This is a genomic window from Aeromonas sp. Marseille-Q5825, assembly GCF_946892685.1.
GTDB lineage: Bacteria > Pseudomonadota > Gammaproteobacteria > Enterobacterales > Aeromonadaceae > Aeromonas > Aeromonas rivipollensis.
In genome coordinates this window covers 268601-283938 of sequence record NZ_CAMPOU010000004.1, presented here as the reverse complement: position 1 = coordinate 283938, position 15338 = coordinate 268601, and the positions used below count along the sequence as shown (strand labels likewise).

At 65.2% G+C, this 15338-nt stretch carries 12 protein-coding genes; 7 read left to right on the top strand and 5 right to left on the bottom strand.

Annotation, left to right across the window (positions count from 1 at the left end):
- The first annotated feature begins 107 nt into the window (after positions 1-107).
- The 3 genes from OC537_RS11920 to OC537_RS11910 are packed head-to-tail and all read left to right on the top strand — an operon-like array spanning position 108 to position 3181.
- Positions 108-536 carry a MarR family winged helix-turn-helix transcriptional regulator gene (locus OC537_RS11920; RefSeq protein ID WP_106885974.1) on the top strand — a complete coding sequence of 143 codons (429 nt, stop codon included), beginning with the start codon at positions 108-110 and terminating at the stop codon, positions 534-536.
- Positions 537-573: 37 nt separating this feature from the next.
- On the top strand, positions 574-1641 hold the full coding sequence (locus OC537_RS11915) for an HlyD family secretion protein (RefSeq protein ID WP_262111495.1): 1068 nt from the start codon (positions 574-576) through the stop codon (positions 1639-1641).
- 1 nt (position 1642) lies between these two features.
- On the top strand, positions 1643-3181 hold the full coding sequence (locus tag OC537_RS11910) for a DHA2 family efflux MFS transporter permease subunit (protein ID WP_262111493.1): 1539 nt from the start codon (positions 1643-1645) through the stop codon (positions 3179-3181).
- Positions 3182-3271: 90 nt separating this feature from the next.
- On the opposite strand, the gene pepE is transcribed toward OC537_RS11910, so the two are convergent.
- From pepE to OC537_RS11895, 3 genes are all read right to left on the bottom strand, one after another.
- Positions 3272-4012, bottom strand: a complete 741-nt coding sequence (pepE, locus tag OC537_RS11905) for a dipeptidase PepE (RefSeq protein WP_106885977.1) — start codon at positions 4010-4012, stop codon at positions 3272-3274.
- A gap of 142 nt (positions 4013-4154) precedes the next feature.
- Positions 4155-4766, bottom strand: a complete 612-nt coding sequence (locus OC537_RS11900) for a response regulator transcription factor (RefSeq protein ID WP_106885978.1) — start codon at positions 4764-4766, stop codon at positions 4155-4157.
- A gap of 1 nt (position 4767) precedes the next feature.
- Entirely contained in the window at positions 4768-6696 is a 1929-nt protein-coding gene (locus OC537_RS11895; RefSeq protein WP_410050478.1) for a PhnD/SsuA/transferrin family substrate-binding protein, read from the bottom strand.
- A 259-nt stretch (positions 6697-6955) separates the two neighbouring features.
- On the opposite strand from OC537_RS11895, the gene dsrO reads away from it, so the two are divergent.
- Genes dsrO through OC537_RS11880 form a run of 3 tightly spaced genes read left to right on the top strand, consistent with a single transcriptional unit; the run spans position 6956 to position 11974 of the window.
- Positions 6956-7750, top strand: coding sequence for a sulfate reduction electron transfer complex DsrMKJOP subunit DsrO (gene dsrO, locus OC537_RS11890; protein ID WP_262111488.1), 795 nt, complete (start codon positions 6956-6958; stop codon positions 7748-7750).
- The gene (gene nrfD, locus OC537_RS11885) at positions 7740-8867 is read left to right on the top strand and encodes an NrfD/PsrC family molybdoenzyme membrane anchor subunit (RefSeq protein WP_262111486.1); all 1128 of its coding nucleotides are present in this window, start codon (positions 7740-7742) and stop codon (positions 8865-8867) included. The genes dsrO and nrfD overlap by 11 nt, the downstream gene beginning before the upstream one ends.
- The gene (locus tag OC537_RS11880) at positions 8867-11974 is read left to right on the top strand and encodes a tetrathionate reductase subunit A (RefSeq protein ID WP_262111484.1); all 3108 of its coding nucleotides are present in this window, start codon (positions 8867-8869) and stop codon (positions 11972-11974) included. Before nrfD ends, OC537_RS11880 begins: the two co-directional genes overlap by 1 nt.
- 61 nt (positions 11975-12035) lie before the next feature.
- Here the strand turns inward: OC537_RS11880 and OC537_RS11875 are convergent, their stop codons facing one another.
- Both OC537_RS11875 and OC537_RS11870 read right to left on the bottom strand, forming a co-directional pair.
- The gene (locus OC537_RS11875) at positions 12036-13409 is read right to left on the bottom strand and encodes an endonuclease/exonuclease/phosphatase family protein (protein WP_262111482.1); all 1374 of its coding nucleotides are present in this window, start codon (positions 13407-13409) and stop codon (positions 12036-12038) included.
- Positions 13410-13638: 229 nt separating this feature from the next.
- Positions 13639-14376: an EAL domain-containing protein gene (locus OC537_RS11870; RefSeq protein WP_262111479.1), complete on the bottom strand. Its 738-nt coding sequence runs from the start codon at positions 14374-14376 to the stop codon at positions 13639-13641.
- Between the two features lie 213 nt (positions 14377-14589).
- Here OC537_RS11870 and OC537_RS11865 point away from each other — a divergent pair, with 213 nt between their 5' ends.
- Entirely contained in the window at positions 14590-15309 is a 720-nt protein-coding gene (locus OC537_RS11865; protein WP_262111477.1) for a hypothetical protein, read from the top strand.
- Positions 15310-15338: the final 29 nt, after the last annotated feature.

Here is a 15338-nt window from a genome sequence, read left to right as displayed (position 1 = left end):
GTTGAGGTGGTGGTCCCCAGCATGAACCCAAACGGCGGCCGGGGCCAGTTTGCATATATCTGTTCATGGCTTATAATAAGCAAAGCTTACTATATAGGTTGCATGCTATGAACAAACAACCCGACTCCCTCGGATTCCTGATCGGCGACGTACAGCGTCTGATGCGCCGCCAGTTCCAGCAGCAGCTGGAAGGCAGCTGTCTGACCCTGGCCCAGGCCCGCGCCCTGGTGCACATAGCGCGCCGCGAGGGGATCCGTCAGGTGGAGCTGGCCGACGGTCTGGATATCCAGCCCATCACCCTGGCCCGCCAGCTGGATCAGCTGGCCGAGAACGGTCTGGTGGAGCGGCGCAGCGATCCCGGCGACCGCCGGGCCTATCAGCTCTACCTGACCGAGGCCGCAACCCCCTATCTGGCGATGATCAAGCAGGCGTCCGATCTGGTGCACCAGCGCGCCATCGGCGAGCTGGGGGAGGAGGCGACGGATGCGCTCTGTCACTCCCTCAAGATACTGCGCGCCAACCTCTCTCATCCCTGATTTCTCACTTTGACGCAACACACAGCGGAGCGATTTTATGACCACTGACTCACCCTCCTCCCCCCGTCCCAAGATGAACCGGCGCCGTACCCGCCTGCTGCTGCTGGTGGTGGTACCGGCACTGGTCCTGGTCGGGGCGGGCGCCATTTACCTCCACGGCGGACGCTATGTGGAGACCGACAATGCCTATGTGAAGGCGGACAAGGTGCCCATCAGTACCGAGGTGCTGGGCCGGGTGGCCAAGGTGTTCGTCGCCGAAAACCAGCAGGTCAAGGCCGGTCAGCCGCTGTTCGAGCTGGACCCCGAGTCCTTCCGGGTCGCCGTGACCAAGGCCGAGGCCGAACTCGCCAAGGTGCGCACCGATCTGGTGGCGCTGCAGACCAGCTATCGCGGTCAGCAGGCGGAAATAGACGTGGCCCGTACGCGCCATGCCTATGCCCTGAAGGAGGAGCGTCGCCAGGCGGATCTGGTGGCCAGGCACTTCACCTCCACCGCCAACTACGATGACGCCCGCCAGCTCACCATACAGACAGCCCAGCAGCAGGTGGCGCTGGAGGAGGGGCTCAAGAAGATCGAAGCCTCCCTGAACGGTGACGTGAACCTGCCGGTGGAGCAGCAGCCCGCCTATCAGGAAGCCGCCGCCGGTCTGGCCAAGGCCAAGCTGGATCTGGCCCGCACCACCATCTATGCCCCCGCCAACGGCATCGCCAGCCAGCTGCCCAAGCCCGGCCAGTACAGCCTGGTGGGCATGACAGCCATGATGCTGGTGGAGACCGACAGCCCCTGGGTGGAGGCGAACTTCACCGAGACAGAGCTGACCCATGTGCAGCCGGGCCAGCAGGTCGACATCAGCGTGGACACCTACCCGGACGCCCGCTGGCACGGGGTGGTGGAGAGCCTGAGCCCGGCCACCGGCTCCGAGTTCTCGGTGATCCCGGCCCAGAACGCCACCGGCAACTGGGTCAAGATAGCCCAGCGCGTCGCGGTGCGGATCAAGCTGGAGGACGGGGCGGATCTGCCCACCCTGCGCGCTGGCCTGAGCGCCACCGCCGAAATCGATACCGGCCACCAGCGCACTCTGCCCGGCTTGTCAGGTCGAGGTTGATATGACGACAACAGATACGGAGGGCACAGACCAAGTCTCCCGCCGCACCTTCATCACACTGTCGGTGATGCTGGCCACCATAATGCAGGCGCTGGACACCACCATAGCCAACGTGGCCCTGCCCCACATGCAGGGGGCCATGGGCGCGACCCAGGATCAGATCTCCTGGGTGCTCACCTCCTACATAGTGGCGGCCGCCATCTTCATGCCACTGACCGGCTTTATCTCGGCAAGAATTGGTCGGAAAAGACTGTTTATGTGGTCGGTGGCGGGCTTTACCGTCGCCTCCATGCTGTGTGGCGCGGCCCAGAGCCTGGATCAGATAGTGCTGTTCCGGCTGCTGCAGGGGATCTTCGGCGCCAGCCTGGTGCCCCTCTCCCAGGCGGTGCTGCTCGATACCTATCCTCCCGAGAAGCACGGCTCCGCCATGGCGATGTGGGGCATAGGTGTCATGGTGGGCCCCATCCTCGGGCCGTCGCTGGGGGGCTGGCTCACCGAGTACTACAACTGGCGCTGGGTGTTCTACATCAACCTGCCGTTCGGCCTGCTGGCCTGGTTCGGGCTCGCCGCCTTCATCGAGGAGACCAGACTCGATGCCAGCCGCCGCTTCGATCTGCTGGGCTTTGCCCTGCTGAGCCTGGGGATAGGGGCGCTGCAGATGGCGCTGGACAGGGGGGAGTCCCAGAACTGGTTCGCCAGCCGGGAGATAGTGATCGAGACCGTCATGATGGTGATGGCCTTCTATCTCTTCGTGGTGCACATCTTCACCCACCCCCATCCCTACATAGAGCCGGCCCTGTTCAAGGATCGCAACTTCAGCGTCGGTCTGGTGTTCATCTTCATCGTCGGCATCATCTTGCTGGCGACCATGACGCTCTTGCCCCCCTTCATGCAGGGGCTGATGGGCTACCCGGTGATCGACGTCGGCTACCTGCTGGCACCGCGCGGGGTCGGCACCATGTTCGCCATGATGCTGGTGGGCAGGCTGTCGGGCCGGGTGGACGTGCGCATCCTGATCCTGCTGGGGTTGCTGCTCACCAGCTTCTCCATGTGGGAGATGACGCTGTTCAACACCGACATCAGCAGCTGGGACATAGTGCGCACCGGCATAGTCCAGGGGTTGGGGCTCGGCTTCATCTTCGTGCCGCTCTCCACCATCACCTTCGCGACCCTGGCCCCGCGCTATCGCAACGAAGGGACGGCACTGTTCAGCCTGGTGCGCAACATCGGCAGCAGCATCGGCATCTCTGTGGTCATCACCTACCTGGCCCAGCGCACCCAGATGAACCACGAGGTGTTCGCCTCCTACATCACTCCCTTCAATGCCGGTCTGCAGCAGGGGATGGGGACGGCGGCGCTGGTCACCCCCAAGGGGCTCGCCATGCTCAACGGCGAGGTGACCCGCCAGGCCAGCCTGCTCGCCTATTTGCAGGACTTCCGCCTGATGATGTGGGTCAGCCTGTGCGCCATTCCGCTGGTGTTGCTGCTAAAGGCCCCCAGGCGTGGCGGCGGCAAGGAGGCGCTGGCGATCCTGGAGTGAGGGCCCTTGCGGGACCTCACCCCGGCGCGAGCGGGCAAACGAAAGAGGGATGGCCTTGGCCATCCCTCTTTTCATTGCAGCGCCCCAGACTCAGATCTTGGGGATGAAGGGGGTGAGGGCGGCCAGGGGAGCGGCGTCCTCATACTCCTGGGTCGTCTCGCCGTGCTTGAAGATCTTGAAGCCTTCGCCGCGCACGCTCCAGTACTCGACTGTCTCGCCGTTGCTCTCGCCGCTGATCTGCAACAGGCTGGCCTCGCGCAGGGCCACCACGGATTCGCTCGGGTTGATGGCGCAAAACTCGGCGAGCCGCTCGTCCCGGGTCTCCCCCATGTGGCCGCTGATGCTGGCGTCCAGATAGTGGGGATTGATCTGCAGCGGGAACAGGCCCAGGGCCGGCAGCACGGCGGCACTGCACACCGGCATGTCGTTGGTGGTGCGGATGCTCGGGGTCGCCACGTTGCAACCTGCGCTCCAGCCCACATAGGGCACACCCCGTTCACGCACGGCGCGCTGTATGGGCACCACCAGACCGTATTCGTGCAGCAGCTGGTTCAGGCGCCAGGTGTTGCCGCCGCTGATGAAGATAGCGTCTGCCTGGTTGATGGCCGCCACGGGATCGTCGAACTGGTGGATGCTGATGGTCTCCACTCCCAGGCTCTCGGCGAGATCCTGGGCGCGGGCATCCCAGTCGCTGCGGATCACCGCATAGGGGATGAGCAGGATGCGCTTGACCTGTTTGCGGGCGAGCAGGGTCTGCACCCGGTCGCGGGCCCAGCCGAGCAGGCCTGGGTGTTCGGTGGTTTTGCCATTGCTAAGCAGAAGCAGTTCCATGATGTCTCCTCGAAATAATGCGCAGGACCTAGGTCGGCCCTGATAAAGGGAAGGGGCTACTCTACCCCCAAGGCGGCGCCAAGTGTGTGATCTCGCCACGTTTTATGTCCCGGGGTTGGGGTTTGCCCATAGCGTGAGCGATTCAGGGCCGCCCATTGACCGCCGCATAGCGCAGCATCAGCTCGGCCAGGGAATCGACCTCGAGCCGCCTCATCAGGCTGGCGCGGCACACCTCTACGGTGCGCACCGAGATGCAGAGCGTGCTCGCTATCTGCTGGTTCTTGTGGCCCTGGGCGATGAGCTGCAACAGCTGGTGCTCGCGGGGGGTGAGCCGCTCGAAGGCGTGCCTATGGGCAAGGCGCGCCGCCGCGGCCAGGGTTGCCTGCTCGGCCCGCGCTATGGCGGCGAGCAGAGGGGCCAGCTGCACCGGCTTTTGCAAGAAATCCACCGCCCCCTGCTTGAGGGACTCCACCGCCAGGGGCACCTCCCCGTGACCGGTGAGAAACAGTATGGCGATGGGGCTCTGGGCCGCCTTCAGCCGCTGCTGCACCTCGGGGCCGGAGAGGCCCGGCATGCGGCAATCCAGGATGAGACAGGCGGGCAGGCGCAGATCGACCTCTTCCAGGAAGCGCTCGCCGTCGGCAAAGCAGCGCAGCTGCCGCTCGTCGCAGCTCTCCAGCATGAAGCGCAGGGAGTCGAGCACGGCCTGATCGTCATCGACCAGATAGAGGGGAGGGCGGTCAACGGACTGCATGTCAGCTCCTTGGATTGGGATGGGAAGCGGCCTCAAGCCGCTGCTGAGGGGCGGGCAGGGTCACCCGGGCCAGGCAGCCATGGGGGCTCAGGTTGCTCAAGACGAGCTGGCCGCGATGACACTCGACCACGTCCCGGCAGATGGCAAGCCCCAGCCCCATGCCGTCGTCCTTGTCGCTGTGAAACGCCTGCTGCAGCCAGGCCTGTGGCATCCTCAGGCCGGGGCCGTTGTCGCGGATCTCCAGGATCAAGAGCGCCGCCTCGAAGCAGACAAGCAGCTCGACCCGGCCCGGCTCAGCCCTTTGCGCCGCTGGGCCGTCCGTTCGAGCCGCGCTCTCGGCGCCATTCTTGATGAGGTTCATCAGCAACTGCTCCACCCCTATGCCATCCAGGGGGAGCAGGCGCGGCTGCCCCTGCCAGCGCAGGGTGAAGGTGACGCCGAGGGGGGCCAGCATCTGACCGAGCAGGGGTTGCAGGCCCTCCACCAGGGCGACCAGGTCCGTGGGTTCGGGCTGGCGCGGGCGTTTCTGCAGCCGGGATCTCAGCCGGTTGACTGTCTGGGTGATGCGCTGGACCTGCAGGCCAATCTGCTCCAGGGCCTGGCGCAGGGGCTCCTGTGATGCGGTCGTGGCCGGATCCTGCCCCTGCCTCGCGAGGCGCAGCAGGGCACCCTGGCTGTAGTTGGCGATGGCGGTGAGGGGCTGGTTGATCTCGTGGGCCACGTTGGCGCCGAGTTCGCCTAGCTCGGCGAGGCGCCTGGCCTGCTCTAGCTGGCGCCCCTTGCGCTCGAGCTGACGGGCCTGATCGTCGAGCTGGCGGCGGCTGGCGAGCAGTCGGCGCTGGCTGCGGTTGAACAGCCGTTGCAGCAGCAGGTGGTGGCCGCCTAGCAGCAGCACCAGCGCCAGGGCGCCCCAGCCCCACTGCTGATGCTGGCGCAGCCAGTGCCAGGCCGATTGCCACCAGGGGCCTTGCAGGGGGTGGCGATCCAGCGCCTTGAGCAGGCGGTCGATGCCAAGCTGGCTGGTGGGCACTGTCCAGCCCGCCGAATCGGCGGCCATGGCCGCCTCGCTGTCTGCTGGCAGGTCGAACAGGGCTCGCGTCACCGCCAGGGCAAGCGCAGGGGAGGCCTGCTCCGTCTGGGCGAAGGCCCAGTTCGGGTAGAGCCGGGTCGAGCTCTGGCAGCCAAAGCCCGCCGGTGCCTGGTTGTCCAGCACCCGAAAATCCGAGTCGGCGACCTTGCCCTCCCGCACCATGCGCTCCAGCTGGCACACCGGCACTATGGCGGCGGCGACCTCGTCTGCCGCCAGCTGCTCGATGAGCCTGTCCAGGGGAAAGCCGGTGAAGCGCACGGCGGAGAAGAAGCGCTCCAGCCTGACCCCCTGCTCGTCCGCCTCGAAGCGGTAGGCGAGGTAGCCACCAAAGGCGTTTTCCGACACGGCGGCGACCGGCCGCCCCTCGAGATCCTGCCAGTGCCGGTAAGGGGCATGGGCGCGCACCACCAGGGCGGCGCCTATGGCGAGGTTGTCACCCCCCGCCGGGCTCTTGAGGGTGGCGAGCCAGGCCAGTGGATACTGGCGCGCCAGACTCACCGACTGGCCCGGGTTGGTGATGACAAAGTCGAGCCGGCTTTGCGCGACGGCCTCGGCCAGGGCATCGAGCTCCAGGGGCACCAGCGCGAAGCGCCGCTCTGGCACGCGCTCATCCAGCCAGCCCATCAGCGGCTGCCACTGGGCCTTCGCAAGCGCCGGGCCTCGGGTCGCCAGCACCCCTATTCGCACCGGCTCTGCCAAGGCCTGCACCGGCTCGCTCTGGGCCAGCGCCGACTCTGTCTGGGGCGGCACAGGCCCGGCCAGGGCAGGGACGACCCAGATCCAGAGCAACAGGGCCAGCAGGGGCTGGCGGGCGAGCGATGAGGGGGCGTGACGGAACAGGGCGCTCTCCTTGGGCGGCTGATGGGGGTGGGGAAGCCAGTCTATCACCGGGGCGGTGCGCTGGGTCGCCCAGGCGCCGTGATGGGGCGGCGAATGGGGCTTTGGTCACAGTTTGGCGGTTATGGGGCCGGTTTTATTGCGCTGGATCAACCCGGCTCCCGGTATGTGGAAAACCACAATAGAGGCGACTTGCTGCGTTGCGGACAATCGGCCCAACCCCCCTCTTGGGGGAAGCCAGCTCAGCAGAAGGAAAGAAGCCATGGAGCTCAGCAAGCGCCGATTGTTATCCGGGATCGCCGCCCTCACCGCAGGGGCGGCCTTGATCCCCGTGACCCAGGCTCAAGTTCAGGCCCAGTCCGTCCCCGTTCCCCGCAATGGGCGGGCGGCCATCAGCCGGGGGGATGGCCGCAAGCGCTACGGCATGCTGATTGACTTGCGCCGCTGCGTCGGGTGTCAGGCCTGCACAGTGGCCTGCACCATAGAGAACCAGCCCCCTCTCGGCCAGTTTCGCACCACTGTCAGCCAGTACGAGGTGAGCGACGTGGCGGCACTCGATGCCCCCGCCTCCCTCTTGATGCTGCCGAGGCTCTGCAACCACTGCGCCGAGCCCGCCTGCCTCGACGTCTGCCCCACGGGCGCCACCTTCCAGCGCGATGACGGCATAGTGGTGGTCAACAACGACTGGTGCGTCGCCTGCGGCTACTGCGTGCAGGCCTGCCCCTATGACGCCCGCTTCATCAACCACGAGACCAACACCGCCGACAAGTGCACCTTCTGCGCCCACCGGCTGGAGGCGGGACTGCTGCCCGCCTGTGTGGAGAGCTGCGTCGGCGAGGCGCGCATCATAGGGGACTTGAACGATCCCAAGAGCCAGATCAGCCGGTTGCTGCGTGAGCATGAGTCCGCCCTCAAGGTGCTCAAGCCGGAGGCCCATACCCAGCCGCGGGTCTTCTATCTGGGCATGGATGAGGCCTTCGTCAGCAAGATCGACGGCCATCCGGCGCAGCGCACCCTGCTCGGCGACGACGGCAAGGAGATAGCCCATGACCATTAACGAACTGCTGGCCCCGGATCAACCCATCACCTGGCTGCCCTGGGCGGTGCAATATTTCTTCCTCATAGGCCTCGCCTATGGGGCCCTCTGGCTGGGCGCGGCCGATCTGTGGCGCAAGGCGCCGGATCGGCGGCTGCAGACCCTGGCCGCCGTGCTGATGATGGGGGCAGGGGTGGTGGCGCCCATAGCCCTGACCGCGGATCTGCACCAGCCGGCCCGGGCCTGGCACTTCTACGCCCAGACCCGCTTCACCTCCATCATGTGGTATGGCGCCTACCTGCTGCCCCTGTTCAGCCTGCTATCCATGCTGTTTGGCTGGCTGCTGCTAAGGCCGAACCTGGCCAGGCGTGGGGAGGAGCGGGACAGGGTCGCCGCCCTGGCGCGGCTGCTCTGCCTGGGGAACTGGTCCGGCGAGCCCTGGCTCAAACCGCTTGCCCTGATGGCTATTTTAAGCGGGCTCAGCATAGCCCTCTACACCGGGCTCGAGACCATGGCGGTGCAGGCGCGCCCGCTCTGGCATACCCCCTGGTTGCCCTGGCTGCTGGCGTTGAGCGCCCTGCTGGCGGCCCAGAGCGCCCTGCTGCTGCTCAACCGCCTGCTGACCGGCTGGCAGCAGGGCACGGAGGCGGGGCTGCTGCGCCAGATCCGCCCGACCCTGGCGCTGCTCGCCTTCTCCCTGCTGGGCTGGGCCCTGTTTGGCGGCGCCTCGGCGGCTGAGGCGAGTGCCCTCTATCGGCTGGATCCTAGCTGGCGGCTGGCGGCCCACTGGTTGCTGCTGACCCTGGCCCTGCTCGGCCTGTTGCTGCTGGCGGGGCACCGATTCTCCCCCCGCCTGCAAGCCTGGGGCCTGGGGCTGCTGGCACTGCACCTGGTGTGGGGCCTGCGCTGGCTGGTGCTTATTCAGGGGCAGTTGGCGCCGAAATACGGGGCCGGTGTCTATGTCTACCAGATAGCCTGGGGGCCGGCCGGGGTGCTCGGCATCCTCGGCACCTTCGGCCTGCTGCTGGCCCTGCTGGTGGCGCTCTCCGAGCTGGTGCGCGCCCCGGCTCTGCCATCCGTCACAACGTCATCTGCCACCCAGGCAGCCACTACCCATAGCGCTCGCGAGGCACTCTGATGGATCACAGCAAACGCAAGTTTCTCAAAGGGGCCGCCATCGCCGGGGGCACGGGGCTCTTCGTGGCCGGTTACAGCGACACCCTCAAGCAGGTGGTGAGCGGGCTGGCCACCGGCAGCTCGGGCAAGCCGACCCGGGATCCCATCCACGGCAACTCCCTGGCGGTGGAGTACAGGGTCGACGGGCAGGGGGAGCTTCACCCCAACCCGGACCAGCACCTCGCCAACACCATGTGCCTCGGCTGCTGGACCCTGTGCGGGGTGCGGGCCCGCATCGACAACGAGAGCGACCAGATAGTGCGCATCCTGGGCAACCCCTATCACCCCCTCTCCGCCCTGCATCACATCGACTTCAAGACGCCGATCAAGCAGGCGCTGCTCGCTACCAGCGGTTATCAGGAAGGGGGGCTGGATGGCCGCTCCACCGCCTGCGCCCGTGGCAACGCCATGCTGGAGCAGCTCGACAGCCCCCACAGGGTCACCCGTTGCCTCAAGCGTGTCGGCCCCCGCGGCAGCGGCCGCTGGCAGAGCATCCCGTTCGAGCAGTTGATCGAGGAGGTGGTGGAGGGGGGCGATCTGTTCGGGGAGGGCAGCGTCGAGGGGCTCAGGGCCATCCGCAACCTCGCCGAGCCGCTCGATCCCGCCAACCCGGAATACGGCCCCAGGGCCAACCAGCTGCTGGTGAGCAACGCCTCGGACGAGGGGCGCGATGCCTTCATCAAGCGCTTCACCTTCAACGGCTTCGGCACCCGCAACTTCGCCAACCACGGCGCCTACTGCGGCCTGTCGTTCCGGGTGGGGGCCGGCGCCCTGCTGGACGATCTGGAGAAGAACGCCCACCTCAAGCCCGACTGGGACGAGAGCAACTTCCTGCTGTTCATGGGCACCTCTCCCCAGCAGTCCGGCAACCCCTTCAAACGCCAGTCCCGCCAGCTGGCGGCGGGGCGGGCACGGCAGGGCAAGCCCTTCTCCTACGTGGTGGTGGCGCCCGGCCTGCCGAACACGGTGAACCTGCCCTCCGCCCCCGCCAACCGCTGGCTGCCCATCAGGCCCGCCACCGACTCGGCCCTGGCCCTGGCCATGCTGCGCTGGATCATCGACAACGATCGTTACGCCGAGCCCTTCCTGGCGGCACCCAACGCAGAAGCGGCCGAGCGGGCCGGCTATCGCGGTTTCAGCAACGCCAGCCATCTGGTGATCTGCGACGAGTCGCACCCCCGCTTCGGCCAGATGCTGCACGTCAGCGATCTGGGGCTGCCCTTTGAGGGCGAAGCCTATGGCGAGGGGGACGCCATGCTGGTGGTCGAAGAGGGGAGTGACGAGCTGACACCGGCCGGCCGTTGCGAGCGGGCCCGACTCTGGGTGGCGCGCAGCATTTCGACCCCAGGCGGGGAGTTGGCGGTCAAGAGCAGCTTCCAGCTGCTGGCCGAGGCGAGCCGGGAGCACAGCCTCGAGCAATACAGTGCCGAGTGCGCCGTGCCGGTGGTCGACATCGAGGAGCTGGCGCGGGAGTTCACCAGCCACGGCACCCGGGCGGCGGTGATCACCCACGGCGGCACCATGAGCGCCAACGGATTCTACACGGCCTGGGCCATCATGATGCTCAACGCCATGATAGGAAACCTCAACGCCAAGGGCGGCGCCGTGGCGAGCGGCGGCAAGTTTGACCCCTTCGGCGCAGGGCCGCGCTACGATCTGGCGAGCTTCCCCGGCATGGTGAAACCCGCCGGCGTCTTCCTCTCCCGCTCCAAGTTCCCCTACGAGAAGACCTCCGAATATCGCCGCAAGAAAGAGGCGGGGCAGAACCCCTATCCGGCTCACGAGCCCTGGTTCCCCATCTCGGGCCCGCTGCTCGGCGAACACCTGACCGCGGCGGTGAGCGGTTATCCCTACCGTGCCAAGGCCTGGCTCAACCACATGGGCAACCCCCTCTACGGTCAGGCGGGGCTGCACCAGGCCATAGGTGAACAGCTCAAGGACCCCAAGGTGCTGCCGCTCTTTGTCAGCATCGACAGCTTCATCAACGAATCCTCGGCGCTGTCGGACTACATAGTGCCGGACACCCTGACCTACGAGTCCTGGGGCTGGGCCACCGCCTGGCACGGGGTCATGACCAAGGTCTCGACCGGCCGCTGGCCCGTGGTGGAGCCTCGCGTCGCCAAGACAGCCTCGGGGGATCCCGTCTGCATGGAGTCTTTCCTTATCGCCGTGGCGAAACGCCTGGGGTTGCCGGGCTTTGGCGAGGGGGCCCTGAAAGGGGCGGATGGCAAGCTGCACGGTCTCCACAAGGCGGCGGACTTCTCCCTCTATGGTGCGGCCAACGTCGCCTACCTGGGTGAACCGGTTCCTCCCATAGGGCCTGAGGACCTCGCCTGGTCCGGGGTGGAGCGGATCCTGCCCACCCTCAACGCCACCCTGAGCGCGGAGGAGGCGAGCCGCGCCGCCTATCTCTACGCCCGGGGCGGGCGCTTCGAGCCGGTCGCCAAGGGGCGCGATGAATCGGGTCAGCCGAGCAAGCGCTGGCCCAAGCCGCTGATGTTGTGGAACCCGGCGGTGGGCAGCCGCCGTCACAGCCAGAGCGGCCAGTTCCTGAGCGGCACCCCGCGCTTCTTCCGGGCCCAGCTCGCCGACGGCACGCCGCTCAATGAGGCGTTCAAGCCCGCCCAGTGGCCCCTGCTGCTCACCAGCTACAAGTCCCACACCATGAGCTCCATGAGCATAAGCTCGGATCGCCTGCGCCAGGTGCACCCCAGCAACGGGGTGCGACTCAACGCCCAGACGGCGGCCCGCCTCGGCATAGTGAGTGGGGACAGGGTGCGGGTCAGCACCCCTAATGGCAGCGTGATCGGGCTGGCCGAGTGCGTGGCCGGGGTGCAGGAAGATGCCATCGCCATCGAGCACGGCTTCGGCCACAAGGAGCTGGGGGCGCGGGAGCACTGGATAGACGGCCAGCCGGTGGCGGCCAGTGCCCTGCGCGGTGCCGGGGTCAACCTCAACGATCTGGCGGTGCTGGATCCCAGTCGCCACGGCCGTTATCCCCTGGTGGACTGGGCCATCGGATCCTCGGCGCGCCAGGGGCTGCCGGCCCGGGTAGAGAAGCTGGTCTAGCGCCAGATGCAAAAAAGCGGGGCCATCATGGCCCCGCTTTTCATTGAGTGGATCCCTTGAATCACTGGTCCAGTTCGAAGTCCACCCACACCAGGCGGTGATCCGAGCTCACTCCCTTGGCGATGCCGAGCTGTGCGTCATACACCAGGTGGTAACCCGGCTCGAAGCTGGCGGGCCAGAACACCCCCGAGGCCACCGCATTGAGGTTGGCGGAGGGGATCAGGTGATCGAGCTGCAGGCCGCTGCTGCTGGTGATGCGCTCCGGGGTCGGCCTGTTGTTGTTGCGCTTGCACTGATCCGGCTGGCTGGCGAGGCACTCGGGGCCACCCTGGCTGACCGGGATCAGGGCGCCATTGGTGACCGACTGGTTGACCAGCACATGGTTGTGCAGGTTCTGGATGGCACTGAGATCCCCGTCACCCGCTTGCGGATCGGCGTTGAGATCCCCGGCGATGACGAAGCGGGCACCCGCCGGCAGACCGCCGGCCTTGCCCCCATCGTCCACCATGTAGCTGGCGCTTTCCACATAGTCCTGCCAGAAGGCGACCTCGGCCCTGTTGTGCTTGACGTTGTGGCGCGCCGCATTGCCGAAGATGGGGGGCGTCGGGTGGGAGATGAGGAAGTGGATCACCACCTCCTTGTTACCCTGCTTGATGCGCACCGGCACGTCCGCGTGGTTCTTGGAGGAGAGCGGGAACTGCTCCCAGGTCGCGGCGTCATACCAGGGCTCGCCGCACTGGCGGCCGGCCGGGATCGGCGCCCTGGGGTTGTTGCAGTCGTCGATGACGGGGTTGGTTTCGCCGGGCATATCCTTCCACTTGAAGTGCTGGAAGGTGCGGATCCCCTTGGTGTCGATGGGATACTGGGACATCACCGCGAAGGCGTACTGGCCGTGGTAGTTGCCAAAGCCCCAGGCGTCGTCCGGCCCGCGGCTCACTTTGCCGTCCAGGTTGAGATCATGACCGCTCATCAGCCCTGTGTTGGTGGCGAAATTCTGCAGCACCGGGTAGCTGATGGCTTGAACCTGTGCATGTTGCGGGTGGGCCAGGTAGTTGTCGTTGAACGCCTTGAGATCCGTTGTGCTCTCGCCCTTGCCGTCGTTGTCGAATTCGTTCAGCAGGAACACATCCGGCCGGGTGCGCTGCACTATCTCGGCGATATTGCGGATCTGCTGCACGTTTTTGGCCTGGGTTATCTCGGCCTTGCCGAGGCTGGCGTCGCCCTCCTGGTAGCGGGCCAGCAGGGCGTCCTGGGCGGCGCGGTCCAGGGCCAGTTCGCCGGAGAGCATGCCGGGGGCGGTGCGATCGAAGGAGAGGTTGAAGGTAGCGAAGCGAACCATGGGATCTGGGGCCTTGGAGTCATTGTTGCTGTGACAGCCTGCCATCAATCCGAGGGAAATGGCAGCGGCGAGCAGGGTCTTGTGGCTATTTTTCATTGTAATATTCCGTAGCATCAATAGGTTATGCCAGGACACCGAAGAGGCCCAGGCGGGCCCATTATAGAGATGCTGATCTGAAACGGGCTCTGAATGAGCCAAAGTGTGAGTCCATTCACAGCCTGAAGAAGAGGAAGGGGCAGCCAGGCCCTGTGGTGGTACGGGCCTGGCCGTTCTGAATAAGCGCGAGGGCAAGAGGAGCCCCGGCTGACCCTCTGGTCCCGGGTGCCTAGGACCAGCGGGAGAGGGGGGAGGGCATGGCGTAGGCGTAGCCCTGCTGATAGTCGCAGCCGAGGCGGTTCGCTATCTCGATATGGGTCTGGGTCTCCACCCCCTCGCACACCACGGCCATGCCGAGGCGCTGCAGGTAGGCCACCAGGCCCACCAGCATCTTGAAGGCGTGTGAGGTGCGTGCCGCCTGCAGCAGCAGGGAGCGGTCCAGCTTGACTACCTCGTAGGGCAGGGCCATCAGGCGCTGAAAGTTGCACTCCCGGGAGCCGAAGTCATCGCAGGCGATGTGGGCGCCATGGGCGCGCAGCACCTCTATCAGCTCCCTGTATTGGCTCTCCAGCCGGGCGTATTCCAGCACCTCGAACCAGATGTCGATCCCCACCTTGCGTGCCTGCACCAGCACCAGCAGCAACAGGTTCTGATAGGTCGGGCTGGAGAGCGCCGGGTTGAGGTTGATGGAGAGGGTATAGGGCCCCCCCTTCGCCAGGACAGGCAGATCCCTCATGATGGCCCTGAGCATGACGATATCCAGATGCAGGGATTCGTCCTGGCTGAGGGAGGCAAAATCGATGCCTTTGTAACACTGGGCCACCGGATCCCAGCGCCTGGCCAGCGCCTCATAGCCCTTGACCTGACGGTCCCGACCTATAATCGGCTGGTAAAAGGGAACGGCGACATCCGCCATGGCCATCGTGGCCATGGCACTCATCGGATACTCTTCTTTGAACGCAAACATGGCTCTCACCTGATGGCGATGGATGGCTGCGCATAATACAGGGTGCAGCCACCCGGCAGCTGTAGGAATTATCTGATAATGAGCCTGCCGCCTGAAATTCAATATAGGATTATTCCGATTAACATCCCCCGGCATGCTGCATAAACTGGCCCCAGTGATATTCGAACGGCTCATTAATAGCTTGTTCAAGAATAAATTCAGTCTGGAATGAAGATGAGAAACCTATTTTTTATTTTGTTGCTGATGCTCAGCGGCAACGTATCGGCATCGGCCGAAATCAGCATAGGCACCCTTTTTGACTATATGGCAGGTCAGCAGGGAACTTATTTAAAGCGGATCCGAAATCAGGGCGATACCACCGCCTTCGTCAAGGTGGCCATTCACGAAATAACCTATGACGGCGCCGGCCAGCCCCGTGAGTCGGCGGAGCTGACCGAAGGCAACCGGGCCCTGATCGCCAGCCCGTCGCGCCTGATCATCCCGGCCAAAGGGGTGCAGGCTACCCGCTTGCTCTATATGGGGGCGCGGGACAAGGAGCGCTATTTCAGAGTTCGCTTTATTCCCGTGCTGCCCAGGAAAGAGGATGGATTCGATATGGATGGCCAGAGTATTGATGCTCAGCAACAAGTCTCTGCCGGCGTAAATATATTGACCGGATTCGGCGCCATTATTTTTGTCATGCCAAAAGAGACCCGTTTTGATACGAAATTGATAGAGACCGACACCATGACCACAGTCGTGAATAACGGCAATGCCACCATAGTGCTGGACTTTTTCGAGGAGTGTGATGGACGTGCAAAAAACTGTTCAACACCAGGAAAAATTCATCTGTTGCCGAGCATGAAGAAGCAACTTGTGAAACAGAAAGATCACCTCTATCGCTTTGCGCTGATTGAGGGTGACCAGAGTAGAAACATGGTGATTGGACACTGATGTTTCTTGTTTATGACCGAGGAGAGAGT